At 37.1% G+C, this 16,523-nt stretch carries 16 protein-coding genes and 2 pseudogenes; 13 read left to right on the forward strand and 5 right to left on the reverse strand.

Annotated features, from left to right (window positions below):
* Window positions 1-2 precede the first annotated feature (2 nt).
* Both tpiA and secG read left to right on the forward strand, forming a co-directional pair.
* On the forward strand, window positions 3-743 hold the full coding sequence (gene tpiA, locus BMS_RS13760; RefSeq protein WP_014245431.1) for a triose-phosphate isomerase: 741 nt from the start codon (window positions 3-5) through the stop codon (window positions 741-743).
* A 95-nt stretch (window positions 744-838) separates the two neighbouring features.
* Window positions 839-1,204, forward strand: a complete 366-nt coding sequence (gene secG / locus BMS_RS13765) for a preprotein translocase subunit SecG (RefSeq protein ID WP_014245432.1) — start codon at window positions 839-841, stop codon at window positions 1,202-1,204.
* Between the two features lie 38 nt (window positions 1,205-1,242).
* Here secG and BMS_RS17155 read toward each other — a convergent pair whose 3' ends face one another.
* The gene (locus BMS_RS17155; RefSeq protein WP_157868294.1) at window positions 1,243-2,418 is read right to left on the reverse strand and encodes an HD-GYP domain-containing protein; all 1,176 of its coding nucleotides are present in this window, start codon (window positions 2,416-2,418) and stop codon (window positions 1,243-1,245) included.
* Between the two features lie 211 nt (window positions 2,419-2,629).
* Here BMS_RS17155 and BMS_RS13775 point away from each other — a divergent pair, with 211 nt between their 5' ends.
* The 3 genes from BMS_RS13775 to BMS_RS13785 are packed head-to-tail and all read left to right on the forward strand — an operon-like array spanning window position 2,630 to window position 5,515.
* Window positions 2,630-3,343: a glycosyltransferase family 2 protein gene (locus BMS_RS13775; protein WP_044557637.1), complete on the forward strand. Its 714-nt coding sequence runs from the start codon at window positions 2,630-2,632 to the stop codon at window positions 3,341-3,343.
* Window positions 3,340-4,590 (forward strand): protoporphyrinogen/coproporphyrinogen oxidase, encoded by a 1,251-nt coding sequence (locus tag BMS_RS13780; RefSeq protein WP_014245435.1) that lies wholly within the window; start codon window positions 3,340-3,342, stop codon window positions 4,588-4,590. The genes BMS_RS13775 and BMS_RS13780 overlap by 4 nt, the downstream gene beginning before the upstream one ends.
* Window positions 4,583-5,515 (forward strand): SGNH/GDSL hydrolase family protein, encoded by a 933-nt coding sequence (locus BMS_RS13785; protein WP_014245436.1) that lies wholly within the window; start codon window positions 4,583-4,585, stop codon window positions 5,513-5,515. The genes BMS_RS13780 and BMS_RS13785 overlap by 8 nt, the downstream gene beginning before the upstream one ends.
* On the opposite strand, the gene BMS_RS13790 is transcribed toward BMS_RS13785, so the two are convergent.
* The 4 genes from BMS_RS13790 to BMS_RS13805 form a co-directional block, all read right to left on the reverse strand.
* The gene (locus BMS_RS13790; RefSeq protein WP_044557638.1) at window positions 5,490-6,173 is read right to left on the reverse strand and encodes a hypothetical protein; all 684 of its coding nucleotides are present in this window, start codon (window positions 6,171-6,173) and stop codon (window positions 5,490-5,492) included. The two genes, BMS_RS13785 and BMS_RS13790, sit on opposite strands and share 26 nt — an antisense overlap.
* Window positions 6,166-7,290, reverse strand: a complete 1,125-nt coding sequence (locus BMS_RS13795; protein ID WP_014245438.1) for a hypothetical protein — start codon at window positions 7,288-7,290, stop codon at window positions 6,166-6,168. The genes BMS_RS13790 and BMS_RS13795 overlap by 8 nt, the downstream gene beginning before the upstream one ends.
* Window positions 7,291-7,456: 166 nt before the next feature.
* Window positions 7,457-7,918 (reverse strand): single-stranded DNA-binding protein, encoded by a 462-nt coding sequence (locus BMS_RS13800; protein WP_044557639.1) that lies wholly within the window; start codon window positions 7,916-7,918, stop codon window positions 7,457-7,459.
* A 190-nt stretch (window positions 7,919-8,108) separates the two neighbouring features.
* Window positions 8,109-8,567 carry a hypothetical protein gene (locus tag BMS_RS13805; protein WP_096910213.1) on the reverse strand — a complete coding sequence of 153 codons (459 nt, stop codon included), beginning with the start codon at window positions 8,565-8,567 and terminating at the stop codon, window positions 8,109-8,111.
* 406 nt (window positions 8,568-8,973) lie between these two features.
* Between BMS_RS13805 and BMS_RS13810 the strand changes: the two genes are divergently transcribed.
* The 8 genes and pseudogenes from BMS_RS13810 to BMS_RS13840 all read left to right on the forward strand — a co-directional run bounded on the left by BMS_RS13810 (window position 8,974) and on the right by BMS_RS13840 (window position 16,518).
* On the forward strand, window positions 8,974-11,640 hold the full coding sequence (locus tag BMS_RS13810; protein WP_014245441.1) for a pilus assembly protein TadG-related protein: 2,667 nt from the start codon (window positions 8,974-8,976) through the stop codon (window positions 11,638-11,640).
* 222 nt (window positions 11,641-11,862) lie between these two features.
* Window positions 11,863-11,949, forward strand: a pseudogene (locus BMS_RS17760) (histone protein); the annotation flags it as partial.
* 132 nt (window positions 11,950-12,081) lie between these two features.
* Window positions 12,082-12,162 (forward strand): annotated as a pseudogene (locus tag BMS_RS17765) (histone protein); the annotation flags it as partial.
* 528 nt (window positions 12,163-12,690) lie between these two features.
* The gene (locus tag BMS_RS13820; protein ID WP_014245443.1) at window positions 12,691-12,942 is read left to right on the forward strand and encodes a glutaredoxin family protein; all 252 of its coding nucleotides are present in this window, start codon (window positions 12,691-12,693) and stop codon (window positions 12,940-12,942) included.
* A gap of 5 nt (window positions 12,943-12,947) precedes the next feature.
* The gene (locus BMS_RS13825; RefSeq protein ID WP_014245444.1) at window positions 12,948-14,252 is read left to right on the forward strand and encodes an HD domain-containing protein; all 1,305 of its coding nucleotides are present in this window, start codon (window positions 12,948-12,950) and stop codon (window positions 14,250-14,252) included.
* A 66-nt stretch (window positions 14,253-14,318) separates the two neighbouring features.
* Window positions 14,319-14,996, forward strand: coding sequence for a hypothetical protein (locus BMS_RS13830; RefSeq protein ID WP_014245445.1), 678 nt, complete (start codon window positions 14,319-14,321; stop codon window positions 14,994-14,996).
* Between the two features lie 17 nt (window positions 14,997-15,013).
* The gene (locus tag BMS_RS13835; RefSeq protein ID WP_014245446.1) at window positions 15,014-15,922 is read left to right on the forward strand and encodes a DUF350 domain-containing protein; all 909 of its coding nucleotides are present in this window, start codon (window positions 15,014-15,016) and stop codon (window positions 15,920-15,922) included.
* Between the two features lie 92 nt (window positions 15,923-16,014).
* The gene (locus BMS_RS13840) at window positions 16,015-16,518 is read left to right on the forward strand and encodes a rhodanese-like domain-containing protein (protein ID WP_014245447.1); all 504 of its coding nucleotides are present in this window, start codon (window positions 16,015-16,017) and stop codon (window positions 16,516-16,518) included.
* The last annotated feature ends 5 nt before the right edge of the window (window positions 16,519-16,523 follow it).

Raw genomic sequence — 16,523 nt, forward strand, 5'->3', positions numbered from 1 at the left:
AAATGAGAGAGATACATATCGTTGGAAATTGGAAAATGAATCAAGAGCTTGAACAAGTTCGTGAATTTGCCAAGGCCCTTGAAGCAATGCCCTCTCTCAATTGCCAGGCATGGATTGCTCCACAAGCGATTCACGTTACAACTCTATTGAGTGCGACTTCTAAAGTTAAGGTTGGTGCCCAGAATTGCTCTAACCACAACTCAGGAGCCTTCACTGGAGAAACAAGTCCTAAATCACTTAAAGACCTTGGTGCACACTTTGTCATCATTGGTCACTCTGAGAGAAGGGCCATTTTTAACGAAGAAGACACTCTTTTAAATGAAAAGGTCCTAAACGCTCTAGATAACGGACTCAAGACTATTCTCTGTGTTGGAGAAACTCTTGAGCAAAGAGAGAGTGGAGAATTTAAAGATGTCTTGGCCACTCAACTTCACTCAGGACTAAAAGGTATTAAAGCAGCTGACAAAGAAAATATCATCATTGCATATGAGCCAGTTTGGGCCATTGGGACAGGAAAAGTTGCTTCACCAGAACAAGCGGCGGAAGTTCACACTTTCCTCAGAGAGGAATTATCTAAAGTTGAGGCCCTAGACTCTGAGCAAACACCTATTCTCTATGGCGGTAGCGTAAAGCCTGAAAATATTGAAGGCTTATTAGAAAAAGTAGATATTGATGGAGCTTTGGTTGGAGGAGCCTCTCTTAAAGCCGATAGTTTCATGGAATTATGTAAATTAAGTAAATAACATTTAATGACTAGATGCGTTTTCTTGCCAAAGCTAGTGATTATTTGATATTTAACTAGATACGTTTTATTAAGATTTTATAAGGTACTAAAATTATGTTTCACTCTTTAATGATTTTCCATATTGTTATTTCTGTTCTTCTAATTGTTCTTGTTCTCCTTCAATTTGGAAAGGGAGCCGAGGCAGGACTTCTATCAGGAGGAGCTGGAGACTCTACTTTCACAGGGACACAGCAGGGAAATATTCTTGGTAAGATCACAACAATCTTAGCAGTTCTCTTCTTAGGAAACTCAATTCTCTTAGCGAAGATTCAATCTACAAAATCTTCTTCTTCGATTTTAGACGGTGAAGCTCCAATTGCAGCACCACTTAATAACGATGCAATGATGCCAAAAGCACAAGAGACAAAAACTCCTGAAACTGCAACACCGGCAGAAACAAAGAAAGAAGAAACAAAGTAATTAAAATAAGAAATTAAAAATAGACTAGGGCCTCTTTTTTAAGAGGCCTTTTTCTTTTTAGCACCATCGTCAACAGCAACTTTACCAAAGTTTTGCTCTTCCTTCTTAAAGAAGTCTGTCTGTTGCTTCTTGGCCGCAACCTGTCTAAACGGTAGTACATCATGAGGCTGGCAAGGATCAAAGTCAGATGGGAGCTCTTTATTATGCGCCCTATCCACAACCTTAGAAATATTATTTGAAAAGAGCTCAAAGAGCTTTGGATCAATCTTCTTTCCAACACTTCTAGACATTACGCCTAGGGCCTCTTCTGGAGTTAAGGCCTCATGATAAGACCTCTTTGTTGTAATAGCATCAAAGAAATCAGCAATAGCTGTCACTCTTGCAAGAAGGTGAATATCATTGCCTTTTAGACCTGCAGGATAGCCTGTACCATCGAAGTTTTCATGGTGCTCATGAACGATTCTTTTAACAATTGAAAAGTCTACACCAGGACAGTCAATTTCACTTCCTTCAAGAAGATCAAAACCAAACTTTGGGTGCTTCTTAATAATAGTAAATTGCTCATCATCAAGTTTACCAGCGTTATTGATAATATGAGTTGGAATTTTAATTTTTCCAAGATCGTGTAATAGACCTCCTAACCCAGCTAGAACCATTTCTTCTCTAGCAGCATTTGGTCTAAGAATCTTAAACATTGAAATACAATACATCGAAACATTTATCGAATGATCGTAGGTATAGAAGTCATGGAAACTTAAGTCTCCAATTAAACTTTGAACTTGCTTAACATCATAATCTTTAATCACGTCTACCATTGATTCAACGGAGTCTCTACAGCCACTAATAGTCTCTGTTAAAACTTCATTGGAAAATTCTTTTGTAGGATCAAAGATAGTATCGAGGTAGTGTATCGCCGAGTCTTTTATGATCTCAGTCTTTAGCGTATCCGCCACACCTGAACAATCCACTAAACTTCTGAGGTACATATCTCTCTGTGTCTCTGGAATATATAATTGATGATATTTTTTCTTAAAAGTAGTTATATCCTCAGAGTTAAGTATTCCATTCATAGGGAAGATTCTTACAAACTTCTCCTTGGCCTCATTAGTCGATGAGTTAACGTAGAGGTCATACGGAAGCGACTTCTCAACGAGAATCAAATCAAACCCTACAGAGAAAAAGCTTGTGTTCTTTGGTCTTAATATTTCAGACATAATACCTCTACATTTATCATATACTATATCGGCGAATTCCCCTCTCATCTTTAACCTTATCCTTAAAAGTTTTCTGCCTAAACTACTGTTTTTACTAACTAAGTACGGAAAAAGAATTCACGAACTCCAGTAAATTCAACAACAAAAAAGCCTTTATTTATCCTCAATTAAAAGTGATAATGAAAGAGATTCAATAAAATTGATAATAATTATGCCCAAAGAAAGCCTCATTCTAATTCTCCCCCTATATAACGAAGAAGAAGTCATTTCACATGTTCTTGAAACTTGGGTAACGACTCTGTCTAAATTTGATCTCAAATACGAGATTATTGTTATCAATGATGGCTCCAGAGATAAGAGTTTAGCCGTGGCCCAAAAAGCTGCTTCTTGCTTAGAGAATATTCAGATTATTACAGGTGAGAATTCTGGGCACGGTCTTGCAATTACTAAAGGCTATCAAATAGCAATTGAGAAAAAACCAGATTGGATTTTTCAATGTGATAGCGATGATCAAATTAGCAGTGATCAATTTTATAAATTATGGAACGAAAGAGAAGCTTGTGAACTAGTGCTAGGAAATAGAAAAAAGCGCGAAGATCCCCTACTTAGAATTATTGGATCAAATGCCCTTTCACTTCTTCTTAACTCACTCTTTAAACTTAGAATGAATGATTATAACTGCCCTTTTAGATTGATTAAAACGGATCTCCTAAGAAAGTTCTATCAACAATATACGCAGCCTTTCTTTGCTCCGAATATTTTCATCTCCATCTTCTTTGCTCAACACAGTAGAGTAAAGAGTATTCAAATTTCTCATTCCATGAGAAGAACCGGTCGTCCCTCACTAAATATAAAGGGAGTGTTTATTGCAGCACTAAAGACATTAAAGAATATTATTAGCTTTAAACAAATTGATAAAATATGAAAGTAAAGAATTTAATTATTGGTGCGGGTCCATGTGGTCTTGGAGCTGGCTATAAACTTAAAGAAAATAATAATGATGACTTTCTTATATTAGAGAGAGAAAGCTGTGCTGGTGGCCTATCTAGAAGCTTTATCACTGATGAGGGCTACCTCTTTGAGATTGGTGGACATGTGCACTTTTCAGAGGACGCAACATACTTAGATGCTATTTCAAATGTATTTGGAAAAGAGAATATCTTCTTTCATGAAAGAAAAGCCTATGTCTATATGGACTCATACTTTGTTGATTACCCATTCCAGTCCAACTTAGAGCAAGTAAGAGATAAGAGAATCCTAGATAATAAAGTTGATGAGAACTTAAAGGTTCAAAATTTTCATGACTGGCTTAATAAGACTTTTGGAGATAAGGTCTGCGAAATTTTTATGACTCCGTATAACTCAAAGGTTTGGTCTCATTCACTAGAGGATATGTCTTTTGAATGGATCGAAAAGAGAGTGGCAACTCCAGTAGAGAGGAAAACTAAATCCTGGGGACCAAATAGTCAGTTCTTCTTTCCTAAAAAAGGTGGAACAAGTGCAATCTGGAACTCATTCGCGAAGTATATTGGCGAAGAGAAGATAAAGTACAATACAAGTGTCATTAGTATCGATTTAGAAAATAAGCAGGTCACCACAGATAATAATCTCATCATTGAATTTGAAAACCTACTTAACACTACCCCACTCATAAATTTAGTAAAATACGCGAATTTAAAAATTGATCATCAAGACTTGAAGTTCAACTCTCTTTACTGTCTTGGATTGGGGATAGAAGGTAAGGCGCCAAAGAAAATAGAAGATAAGTCTTGGATATATTTTCCTGGAAAAGCTCCTTTCTACAGAATGACAGTCCTCTCCAACTACTCTAATAATAATACCCCAAATGACCACTGTTACTCTCTACTTCTAGAGATGACTTCATCTAATAAAGAAATAGATACAATAGAGCTAGAGAATATGGCCCTAGCATATCTTGAAGAAGAGGGGTTTATTGAAAATAGAGAATCAATTCAGTCTAAGTGGTCTTTTCAAAGTAAATTTGCCTATCCAATTCCAACTCTTGGAAGAAATGAAAATCTCGAAGAGATTAATCGCACACTAGATAAGTACTCTATTAAAAGTAAGGGGCGCTTTGGCGCATGGAAATATGAGCTAGGTAATCAGGACCACTGCTTTATGCAAGGATATAACTGGGCAAAAGATGTTTAACCTTAAGTACTTCCTATTCACTTCATTACTTTTACTATTTCTCTTCGAAGTACTTATAAGAGTCAATGACAATACTTTTCGTGCTTGGCCTAAGAATCCAAACTCATGGACACTTTATGATAGTGAATTAGGCTGGAAGCATAAGAAAAACTTCAAGACTCTCGATGAGTTCAAGCAAGATGTGCATTTAAATAACTATGGTCTAAGAGAAGATAGAGACTTTTTAATTGGTGACTTTAAAATTGTAGCACTTGGAGATAGTTATACTTTTGGAGATGGAGTTAAATCAAAAGAGAGTTGGCCTACAATCCTTGGCGAGAGGATTAATAGCGAAGTAGCAAACTTAGGTGTTTGTGCATATGGATTAGACCAAATGATTTCTTGGTACAATCAGTTAAGTTTAAACGCAGCCCCTTCTCTAGTTATCCTCGCAATGATTGAAGAAGATATAACGAGAACAAACCTGACTCACTGGATTTCTGGCCATCGAAAAAATAGATTGAGCGCTAGTAATGGAGAATTTCAATTGGAATTTGAAGATCTTCCAAAGGTTGTTCACAATGAGATTAACTTTGATCGCAATGGTTTCTTAGATTTCTCCAGATCATACTTATTAGATCGTGTGACTTTTGGTCAAACATATAAGTCTCGTGCATATGAGAGAGCAAACTCACTTTTAAAAGAGTTTAAGAGAGTATTATCGAATAAAGGTACAAACCTTATCATTGTGAAGCTCTCTAGTTTTTCACCTAAGTTTGAAAATATTTTAAATGATTTAAAAATAGAAGCTTTTACATGTGATTCATTTGATGAAGTGAAGGGTGGTCGTATCTCAGATACAAATCCACATCCTTCTGCTCGAGGGCATCAATTAATCTCTGATTGTATACAGAAGAACGTTAATTGGAATGATTATTTAAAATAATATTCATCTTAGAGCTTTCACAACAGCCAAATTCACATAGATCTCCTTGATCAAAAGGAACTTCTACAATTAAATGAATTTTTGCCATCTTTATAAATCGACTTAATCTTAAGCGTTGTTCAAACATCTTAATAGAAGAGACTACTTCCTCTCTAGAGAGGGATACCTCTTTTTGAAAATAATTATATGAAATGTTGCAATCTCTTGAGACACTAGAAGATAGACTAGAGATATTGATCGCACATTGTTCGCTTTTAAAAAACCACTCTCCTTTTCCGTCTACGTTATTGTACTCTCCTCTAAAATCTCTTAAAAAAAGAGCCCCTTTCATTACAATTTTCTTTATATTGCTAAAGTTTTCTTTATCTAAGTAATCTATTGGATAAGCGAATTGATTAGTTTTTCCACATAGAAATTGGCAAGATACAAACTTCTCCTTGGGTAAGGAGCTAAACTCGACTTCACCTTCTACTCTATCAAAAATACTTATCCCCTTTGATAGACAGAATTTGCGACCAGTATCATGATTCGTATTTAGAATACTTAAGGCCTGTATAGAAGTACTCTTTGTTAATTTATTATACTTAACTCCTGGCCACACAAATAGAGCAAAAATTAAAGTATATAAAAGACAAAGGAGTACTCTCTTACTAATCATCAAACATCTCTTTTAGAATACTTCTTGAGTTTTCATCTACTAACGAATGATCAATGAACTTTGTCTCTTTAAGATCATCCAAAATAATTCCTCTATCTCTTTGAATACTTGGAACGTAGAGAATGAAAAAGAGTCCAATCAACAAAGGCCTTAGATAATTTTCTTTCTTATTTAAAATCTTCAACATCGGAATTAAAGAAATATACCAACAGCAAAATATCATAGGAGCGAGATGCCTTGTTAACTCTGCCCTCCCCTTCATAAAGAACCATAGAAAGTAGAAGAGAAAAGAGAGAAATAAAGGAGTGAGGTCATCAAATGATTTTTCTCTCCAATTTCTTATTCCAAAAATAAGAGTGATACATGAGAGAAGAAAAATCCCAATACCAGTATTTGAGTATACTATCTTCACATTTTCTAATACTAGGGAAATAGATACTTGATTCATTTCAGAATTTAATCCTGAGCCATTCTGACTAAATGCCGCTATGACATCAAAGGGATACTGTAGAACTCCTGCAAGTCCTCTATCAAAGAATATATTCACGAGAACAAATCCAAGAGGAGACATTGATAATAGAATGATATTGATCTTATTTTTCAAGGGTATATTCTTTAATAAGAGAAGTAGAAAGTATCCTAAGACAGGTAACACGAATATAGTCTTTACAAGTATGGCGGCACTACTAAAAAGTAAAAACGCACTTCTAAGTTTTCCTTGCTGGTAGTGCAATACTCCCGCAACAAGTATCAAGCTCCCAAAGACCTCCCCCCACATTATAGAAAAGTATAATGCTATTTCACTCCAACAGCCCAGGAGTATTCCGCTTAGAGTTAGTACTTGATAGAATTTAAAATTATGAAAGCGTGCAATTTTATTCAGTAAAAATATCAATAGAGAAAGAGAGACCAATAAGAATAGTACTCTTGAATAAAGTACTGGGAATCCAAGAACTAGTGGCAATCCACCAATTAGTGTTGCCAGAGGGCCAGTTGTAATGAAAGGATCAAAGCTTTGAGTGTAATTTCCGAAAGTATTTGAATAGCTAAACGAACTTAAGAAATTTGCCCCCGCCTCTAAATTGACGACTTCATCAATGAAGATAGGATAACCCATTCCTTCCAGGAAGAGTTTAATGAATAAAACGATAGTGAGTAGATAGGTAATCGTTTTATCAGAATTTAATTCCTTAAGCTTTATACAACTCTCCCGCTAGAATAAAAAAAGGGCATTTAAATAAATGCCCTTCTCTAACTATGTTAATTGTATTTAATCACAATTTCTAGAACGGAATATCATCGCTTGTGAAGTTCGAGTCAGTTGAAATATCATAATCCTGGCTCATAGCGCTGTTATCTTGTGATGGAGAAGATTGTTGAGAGTAATTGCTATTATCTCTTGATTGAGAAGCTCCCGTAGAGGCTCCACCAATAAATTGAACAGTTCTCACATTGATTTCAGTTGTGTAATGCTTTTGTCCTTCTTTTTCCCACATTCTTGTTTGAAGTGAACCTTCGAAGTAAGCTTGTCTTCCTTTTGAAAGGTACTGGTTACAAAGCTCAGCTGTTTTTCCCCAAACAACCATTCTATGCCATTCAGTTTTTTCTTGTTTTTGACCACTTTTATCAGTCCAACCTTCAGAAGTCGCAACAGAGAAATTACAAACTGCAGCACCAGATGGTGTGTACTTTAATTCTGGTTCAGTTCCTAAACGACCTAAAATAATCACTTTATTTACACTCATGATTTCCTCCTTCATGATGAGCACCTACGATACTTTCTCACCAAAGCTAAGTGTGTGTTGGTATCGTTAAAACATATTACGAAAACAGCCCTTTTAAAAGATATTTTCTTCGCTTTTGAACAAAGCAAAGATGGAGGAAATACTTAAAATCCTAAGTGTTTGAAATTAAAAATAACTTTTAGATCCAGCTCTAATAACTGGCGTAGGGGTTTGAAGAATTCTGCTGAGGCGGAGGCATTTGCCCTTCATCGAACTCATTAATCTTCTCCTGCATTTGGGCATTTGGTTGCTTCGTGGCCCAGAAATCATGAACGATTTTCCTCGCCATTTTCACGTCTTTCTTATACCAAGAGGCGTCGAATCCACAATGTGGGCAAGGGATGTCTTTTCTAAAGTTCATTCTTACTGCCGCTTCAAAAATGGCCCAGAAAACAAAGAAGACAAAGTATGATCTTGCGCCCATCAAAGGTGCGAGCGCAGCTCCCACTAAAAGAGAACTTAGTACGAGTTGTAGATAATTCTTAGGTGATAGTCTTGGAGTTGAGTGAAAGGCTCTCTTAGTGCCACAGAGAGGGCAGAAGAATTCCATCTTTGGATTCTTATGTTTAAACGTTCTGTACTCTAAGGGCTGCCAGTCTGGTCTTCTCATTAAATTCTTTCTCCAAAAGAGTTTTACCTTCATCTATTCTAGCAATAAAACACTTCTACTTTTAGAGCGTAAAATCTTCCAAACGCACCGCAAATAGAGCTCCGATGGCCCCGCGACCACCGGAGAAAGACGTGTTTTAGACGCACCGAAGTGCCAAGAAAGTAAAACTGTTGATAGGATGAGCCGTGCACCAACGTTCCGCGCTACGCTACCGACAATTCAGCATAGCCTATGCACTATATATCAAGATTCATTCCAATTTTTGCTATGCCCAAAACACTGATTTCACAATGGGGCCGGTGCCAAAGCAGTCTAAGTGGTCTCTCCTTGCTCCCGGCAATATTTTCCACATTATTAGATTTCAGACCTTTTTTATCAGTATCTTATAGTGCTAAGATAGAGCCCAATGAGAAAGATCTACAAAAGCGAAAAAGGACAGCTCAGTATTTTCCTGGGAATTATTATGGTGATTATTATTACCATGATGGCCTTTATCATTAATGTTGGTCTCTTCGTTAAGGCCAAGATCAATCTTCAAAATGCAGTCGATGCTGCCGCATGGTCTGGAGCAGCCGTTCAAGCAAGACAATTATCCAATATCGCCTATATGAATTGGGAGATGAGAAATACTTATAAAGAGTGGATGTTTAAGTACTATGTCATTGGACACCTTGGACTTAGCGACCAACTCAAGGCCGACGTTGTCGCAACTAAGAATAAAACAAGCTTCAGACTCCTCCCCTTCCCTGGTTCAAGTGAAGTAGATCCCTATAATCTTCCATCAACATGTATGGCCTTCGGTGGATCAAAAGATATTTGTAAACTTGTCTCAACTCCTGGTCTTCCAAGGTTTGAGGCTCCGGGCCTTGCTGGAATTGATGACCAACACGAGAGTTTTGAAAATACAATTGCAAAGATCAAAGCAGATAACTGTTCTACTAAGTCAGTCAAAAATTTTGCGAGTGCAATGATTTGGGCATACGGAATCAAGAAAGACTTCTTTAGCGATACTCCAGCAGCCGCAACTCATAGACCTGGGGCTTGGATTCAAGCAATGGAGTTGGCCCTTAGAATGAGAAACCTTGAGGCCATCGTCAATCGCCCACCAGTCGATGACCCTATCTGCTTTGGAAGTTCTTCGTGTAAAACAATTGAGTCTTTGGCCAGTGACAACGCTGGAGGATCTTTTGGTAACCCTTATAACGAAAGACCAATTAAGGCCTTTAAATCGGCCTTTAGAAATCTCTCAGGTGGAACCTATAAGTCTGGTGAGATTAAAGACGAGTTTAGTGGATCATTTAAGTTAACAGAGCTTAAGCCAAAAATATTTGATGCAAAGAACGGAACACTCAGTAGACTTTTAATGCCACCGAGTCCAAACGTTAACCTTGGCTCAACATCTTTTGATCCCTCTCAAAAAAGGTATCTTGACCTTATCGCCTATCCACTTAATCTAGTAACTTTCTACACAACGATGGTAACTAATAATAGTGGTGAAGCGATCCAATCTATCGTTGGATCAACACCTGTAGAATCGGCGTGTGGTTCTACAAAAACCGGATTGCCAGTTCCTGGATACATCTTCGGTTATGTTAAGAACCCAAAAGTTCTCACTTACTACGCAGTAAAAGGTGAAGCGAACTTTGTTGGGCTCTTCTATCCATTTACAGATACTAATGGAATCACACTTCAGGCCTATGCAGCGGCCAAGCCGTTTGGCGGTAGAGTCGGTCCAATGCTCTTTGGCTTTGGAGATGAAAATGCTTCCACTCTTATTCCAAGAGTTGAAAATGCTCAAAATAGAACACTTCCTTATGTCTCCGCACTTCTTGTCCCTCCGGGACCATTTAGGGCAGGAAGACCAATCCCTAACAATCAGGACTTCTGGGTTCAGAGTGCAACCTCAGTTATCGGTGGCTCGCCAGCAGCGGGGATCGATGTAAAGTTTGGTATTCCAAATATTCTCTACGACTATGTTTCAATGGGAGATCTCACTCAGCATACAACGAGTACAGAAGGTGCAATTTTAACTATTCGTGAAACCACCTCAGCCATTGCAGAGCCACTTGAAGAGCTTGGTCTCTACGACGCAAAACAATACTCTAAGTTTGCCAGCCACCTTCAAGTTGCTGACCCAACAATTGTTGGAGCTGTCGAGATTGAAAGGGCCCTTGAGAGCGTCAGACAACCTACAAGGTATGAAGCCCTTAACTATATGATTCCAACATTTGAAGAGGGAGATTCTAATCCTGAGAAGCTAGCTGCCTACCCTGTGGTCAAAAAGAAAGGAAACAGTCCTTTTACAGGAAACACTCTCTACCAACTCTTTGGACCAATCTGGGGAAGTGATACTCTTTACTCAACACCTGATGCTATTATCTCGATTATTCAAAGCTTTATGATGAGTAATCAAACGGCCATCGATAAATATTTAGACTCTCTAAAAGAAGTTGCCGAATCAATTGCTGCAACTCCTTCAACGGGAACCGATACATATAAGAATGCAGCGGAAACCATCTACCCACTAGCCGCTGGCCTAGACAACCTAAGTAATTGTGACTCTCTAAGTATGGCCACTCGTTTTAATCAATTCTTTAACGGCGGTAGTACTCAGTGTGACATCAAGCCTCTCGGAGAGCTTGTTAGAGATTATATTAAAACAGAGAGTGATACGGGTGGAGAAAATTATAAGTATTTTTATTTAACAAGTTACGTTAAACCCAATAGTGGAACTCCCTATAAGCAACCTGTCTCAAATAAAGAGCTTCTAACTGCGTACGCACCAGGTGAGAGACAAGGCTCAAACGACGAGGGAGAGCTTCTTCACCCCTTCAATGTTTACTCCACTATCTTGAGTGCAAAGAGAAATTACTACTCGACAAAATTAGTGGCAATGAGGGCCCTCGCAGAGAGTGGACAAGGAACATATCAAGAAAAACCAATATATTCCGAAGCGGCGGGAAGTAGTTCTGGAAGTGTAAGTTTTAAAATTCCTAGTGACTTATTGAGTACAAAAATTGTAAATGAACTAGAAAATGGACAATTGAATGATTTTGGCGATTTGACGCACTAAAATTACTTGAAAAAAGTCACTATTTATTTATATACTCAGAAAAAATATTAAATAAATTATCAATAGAATTATACAGAGGAATTTCCTATGGCAGCGAAGAAGAAAGTAGCCAAGAAAAAGGTTGCTAAGAAAGTGGCTAAAAAAGCGACTAAAAAGAAAGTTGCAAAAAAAGTAGCTAAGAAAAAAGTTGCAAAGAAAGCGACTAAGAAAAAAGTCGCGAAGAAAGTAGCTAAGAAAAAAGTTGCAAAGAAAGCAGCTAAGAAAAAAGTTGCAAAGAAAGCGACAAAGAAAAAAGTTGCAAAGAAAGCGACTAAGAAAAAGGTTGCAAAGAAAGCGACAAAGAAAAAAGTTGCAAAGAAAGCGACTAAGAAAAAAGTTGCGAAAAAAGCGACAAAGAAAAAAGTTGCGAAGAAAGCGACTAAGAAAAAGGTTGCAAAGAAAGTAGCGAAGAAAAAAGTTGCGAAGAAAGCAGCAAAGAAAAAAGTTGCAAAGAAAGTAGCGAAGAAAAAGGTTGCAAAGAAAGTAGCGAAGAAAACAGCGAAGAAAAAGGTTGCAAAGAAAGCGACAACATCTTCTGCTAAGAAGAAGACTCCAGTGGACAAGGGCCCTAAGAAGCTCTCTAAAGAAGAGGCCATTGAGAAATATAAGAGAGAACACAAACTAGAGCTCAACGACGACCTAAAAGAGTCAGAGGAAATCTTTGTAAAAGAAGATAAAGAAGTTGAAACAGTAGAAATTGCAGCGGCAAGTGAAGACCTTGCTCCAGAGATTGCAGCAGAAATTGAAGAAAAGTCGACTAACAATACTGACTCTCTCGATGAGTATAATCCTGACGATGAGAAGGATGATGAGACAGCAAATTTTGGTTACGGTTGGGGATATAACGACGCCTTTGACAAGCCAGAAGACGAAGATGAAGTTAATCCTTATGATGAAGATGAACTTTACGCTAAAGGTCTCGATACAGACGACGAAAGGGATAACGAATTATAATATTTAAGCCCCCATTTCGGGGGCTTTTTTTTTTACATAATCAAAGGTTAATTACACATGAAATTAGAATTGTTCTACTATGACGCTTGTCCGTTTTGCCAACTCGTATTAGGGGTCATTGATGAATTAAATATTGCTGTTGATTATTGCAATATCCAAGAGTCTATGGAGCACCTGAATCGTCTTACTAGCGATACAGGTAGAAGAACTGTTCCTTGTCTTTACATAGACAATAAGCCAATGTTCGAATCATCTGACATTGTTGATTGGCTCAAAGAGAATCAATCTAAACTTCAAAAAAAGGCGTAAACAAGATGGAAGTTAGAGATCCTGTACACGGTTCAATCCATATTCTAGATGAAGAAATTGCAATTATTCAGCATGATTTTTTTCAAAGACTTCGAAATATTAAGCAACTTGGATTTTCAGAGTATGTTTTTCCAGGAGCAACTCACACTCGCTTTATTCACTCAATTGGAGTTATGAATATTGGAGACAAGGCCTTTGATAAATTATTTAGAGATAAGATTGGTCACAAAGATTTTCAAAGACTGAAAGAAACATTCAAGCTTGGATGCTTACTACATGATATTGGGCATGCCCCTCTTTCACATTCTACAGAATCAGTCATGCCTTCTCTTAAAGAGCTGAAAATTCCTGCGCGTTTTCTAAGTGAAAAGGATCAAAACTCTGATCGCCAAGCAACTCACGAAGATTATACAATCAAGGCAATTGCCGATAGCTCTTTTGCCGAATCTTTCACTGATGTAGAAAAAAGTTTTGGAGTAGAGAGAAAGTATATTGCTGACCTCATTCGTGGAGATACTGACGAGCCAGAGTACTTTACAATTGATGGTATAAATTACTTTGGAATACTTCATCAGCTTGTTTCAAGTGAACTTGATTGTGATCGCATGGACTATCTTCTTAGAGATAGCTATTTCTGTGGCGTGAGCTATGGTTCTTACGATCTTGACTGGCTACTAGACAATCTTGAGCCGGCCATCATCGATAATAAGGCCTACTTAGGTATCTCTGAAAGAGCTGTTGTTACTTTTGATGACTTTCTCTTAAGTCGATATCATATGTTTGTTATGGTGTACTTCCACTATAGGGCCGTATGTCTTGAGCAATTGCTCTTTAGATACTTTAGAACAGCACCAGGGGAATACTCTATACCTGCTGATATTGAAAAGTATATTGAGCACGACGATCATTATCTCATGAAGATTATGAGAAATAGTAAAAATGAATACGCTCAATCTATTGTGAAAAATAAAATTCCTCAAAAGATATTTGAGTCGTTTAACTCAGAACAAGTTCTACATTTAGAGCAAGTTCAGAAATATCTAGAAGACCAAAATATAGACTTTATTAGATGCTCATCTAAGGGAAGACTTTCCAAGTATTACAGCGAGGGAAATACATCTAATAAGTACTCCATGAAAGTCGTAAGAAAAACTCATGGAAGTAATAAGAAGGAATACTTTGATATTGATGAGGCGACAGACTTATTCACAAAATTCTCCGCTTCTCATTCAATAAATAGACTTCACTGCAACCTCGACCTTCTCTCAGAATCTCAGAAGAAGGAAATCGAGAAGCTTATTCGTTCATAACTTGAATGTTACTGCCGCTTGAGAGATAATAACCTATATTCTCAAGCGGTACGGAACATATAGAAAATGAATAAAATTTCAATTTATATTTTATTAACACTCATCTATCTTGGACTCTCTAAGAGTTTCTCGCCGTCAGAGAAAAGGGCCCCTCATGTTCCCAATGAAAAGATCTTTCCTAGTTTCTTCTTTGGCGCTCCTATTTCCATAATTCTGCTCGACAGTTTTCAAACAGGCTTTTTAATAAAGACCTATTTCCAAAAATATAAAATTGTTCACGGTTTTAAACATCCAGAGACGATTATTGTTAGAACTTCTTACTCTTTTTGGGAGAAGAATAAAGGCAATATCGGAATGTCTATTTTCCGCAGAGGTGAAAAGAAGAATACTCAAAGCGATATCCCTATGCCTCCTGGAATTCTCTATGTTGGAGACCCTGCTTACGGACACTGGGAAATGCTCAATTCAGGAGAAAAGGGATGGGTCTTCCATAGGGCCTATAGACACTTCCCTGCCATTTTTAATTGGGGAACATTTACGCCTACAGAAAGATTTTATAACACTGCCGTTGCCTTTGAAGAGCACGATAAAACTTATTACGGAGATAATAACGAGTTTGGAACCAACGGTAAGCTCTCTGAAGAGAAGAATCAATTAGAGAAAGAAAAAGATGAAGAAGTTCGAAAGACTGACTTTCGTGAACGTATAGACCGCTTATTTCACATTCCAAGTTGGAATGATTAACTTAGAGAACTAATTGCATGAATGAATTATTTGATAAACTTATTTTAAGAATTGTATTTACACTCTTTCTATGTGGAATCTTATTTCTTTATAAATATGCTCACAGTTTTCTCTACCCTTCATCGAGAACTCAAATTTTCAAAAGATTTTTCCCGTCCAAGAACTCTGCCGATACAATTCATTTATTCTCGCGTTTAATAGGTATTGGAATTATTCTTTCAGAGTTCTACTTTACGATGTCGGATAAATTCTATCTAGTGCTCATTGATTTCTTCGTTCATGCGACTCTGGTAAGCTTCATCTATTTAATTTCAATTTATATCATTGAAAGTATTGTTCTATATAACTTCGAATATCATGACGAAATCATCAAGAGAAAGAATATGTCCTACGCACTCATTTCTTTCTCTAACGCCATTGCCGTGGCCTATATCCTAAAGGGTGTTTCATCAGTTTCTCAGTCTTCAATAATTATACTTCTATTTCTTTGGTTACTCTCAATGGTGCTCCTTGGGTTTTCAACTAAGAGTTACTCGCTTATCTCAAAGCTTTCTTTTAACCGACTACTCGTACAAAAGAATCTTGCTGTAGGAATCTCATACCTTGGATTTATTTGGGGCTGGGCACTTGTTATTAATGCCTCATTTGATCACGAGCTTTTAAATATTAAGTGGTACTCCATTCACGTTATATTAAAATTGATTCTCGCTCTTCTCATTATTCCAATTTTTAGAAGTGGACTCATTTTTATATTCAAATTACAAGACGACTTTAATATCGCAAATAAGTCTAAAACCAATACTAGTGATTCATCTGCAGAGATTGGATATGGAGTCTATGAAGGTGCTATCTTCTTTACTTCATGCTTCTTAACAACTGTAATTACTGGAAATATTAACTTTGGTAACTTCTATCCTGTCTTTTAATTGAGTGAAAAACTCTGGGATATCTTGCCTTATTCCATTTGATCCCCACTATTTTATATAATACTCATTGAGTACTTTAATGGGGATTTTATATGGATTTAAAAATGTTTCAAATGCTTGAGTTTATGAATAATAGACTTAGCAATATTGAAAAGAATATTTCTAGAATTGATGAGAAACTAGAGTTCTCTCTCTCCCTTCAAAGAAATCATCTTATTAGAATAAAGAATGGTGAGTTCATTGATGATGCAAATATTTTAATGGGAAAGCCATATAACGACCTCTCCCCTCAGAGGGCCTTCGAGATTTTTCAAAACCCCAACCTCGATTTTCTCATTCTAGATGTAAGCCACGAAAACTTTAAAGGCAGAAAGAAGCTAGAGGGAAGCGTAAAAATTCCTCTCGAAGAATTACCGAGAAGATACGCTGAGATCAGCAGTAAAACGACACCTATTCTCGTTTTTTCTGAACAAGGACTTAGATCTATTCAAGCCTGTGAATTACTCATTAAAAAGGGATTCTTTAATTTAAATAATGTGTCTGGCGGACATCGTTTCTGGCCAAGTCTTGATGAAAATCTAGGCCCTACAACTTAGGGCCC

Source organism: Halobacteriovorax marinus SJ (assembly GCF_000210915.2).
In the GTDB taxonomy this organism is placed as follows: domain Bacteria; phylum Bdellovibrionota; class Bacteriovoracia; order Bacteriovoracales; family Bacteriovoracaceae; genus Halobacteriovorax; species Halobacteriovorax marinus.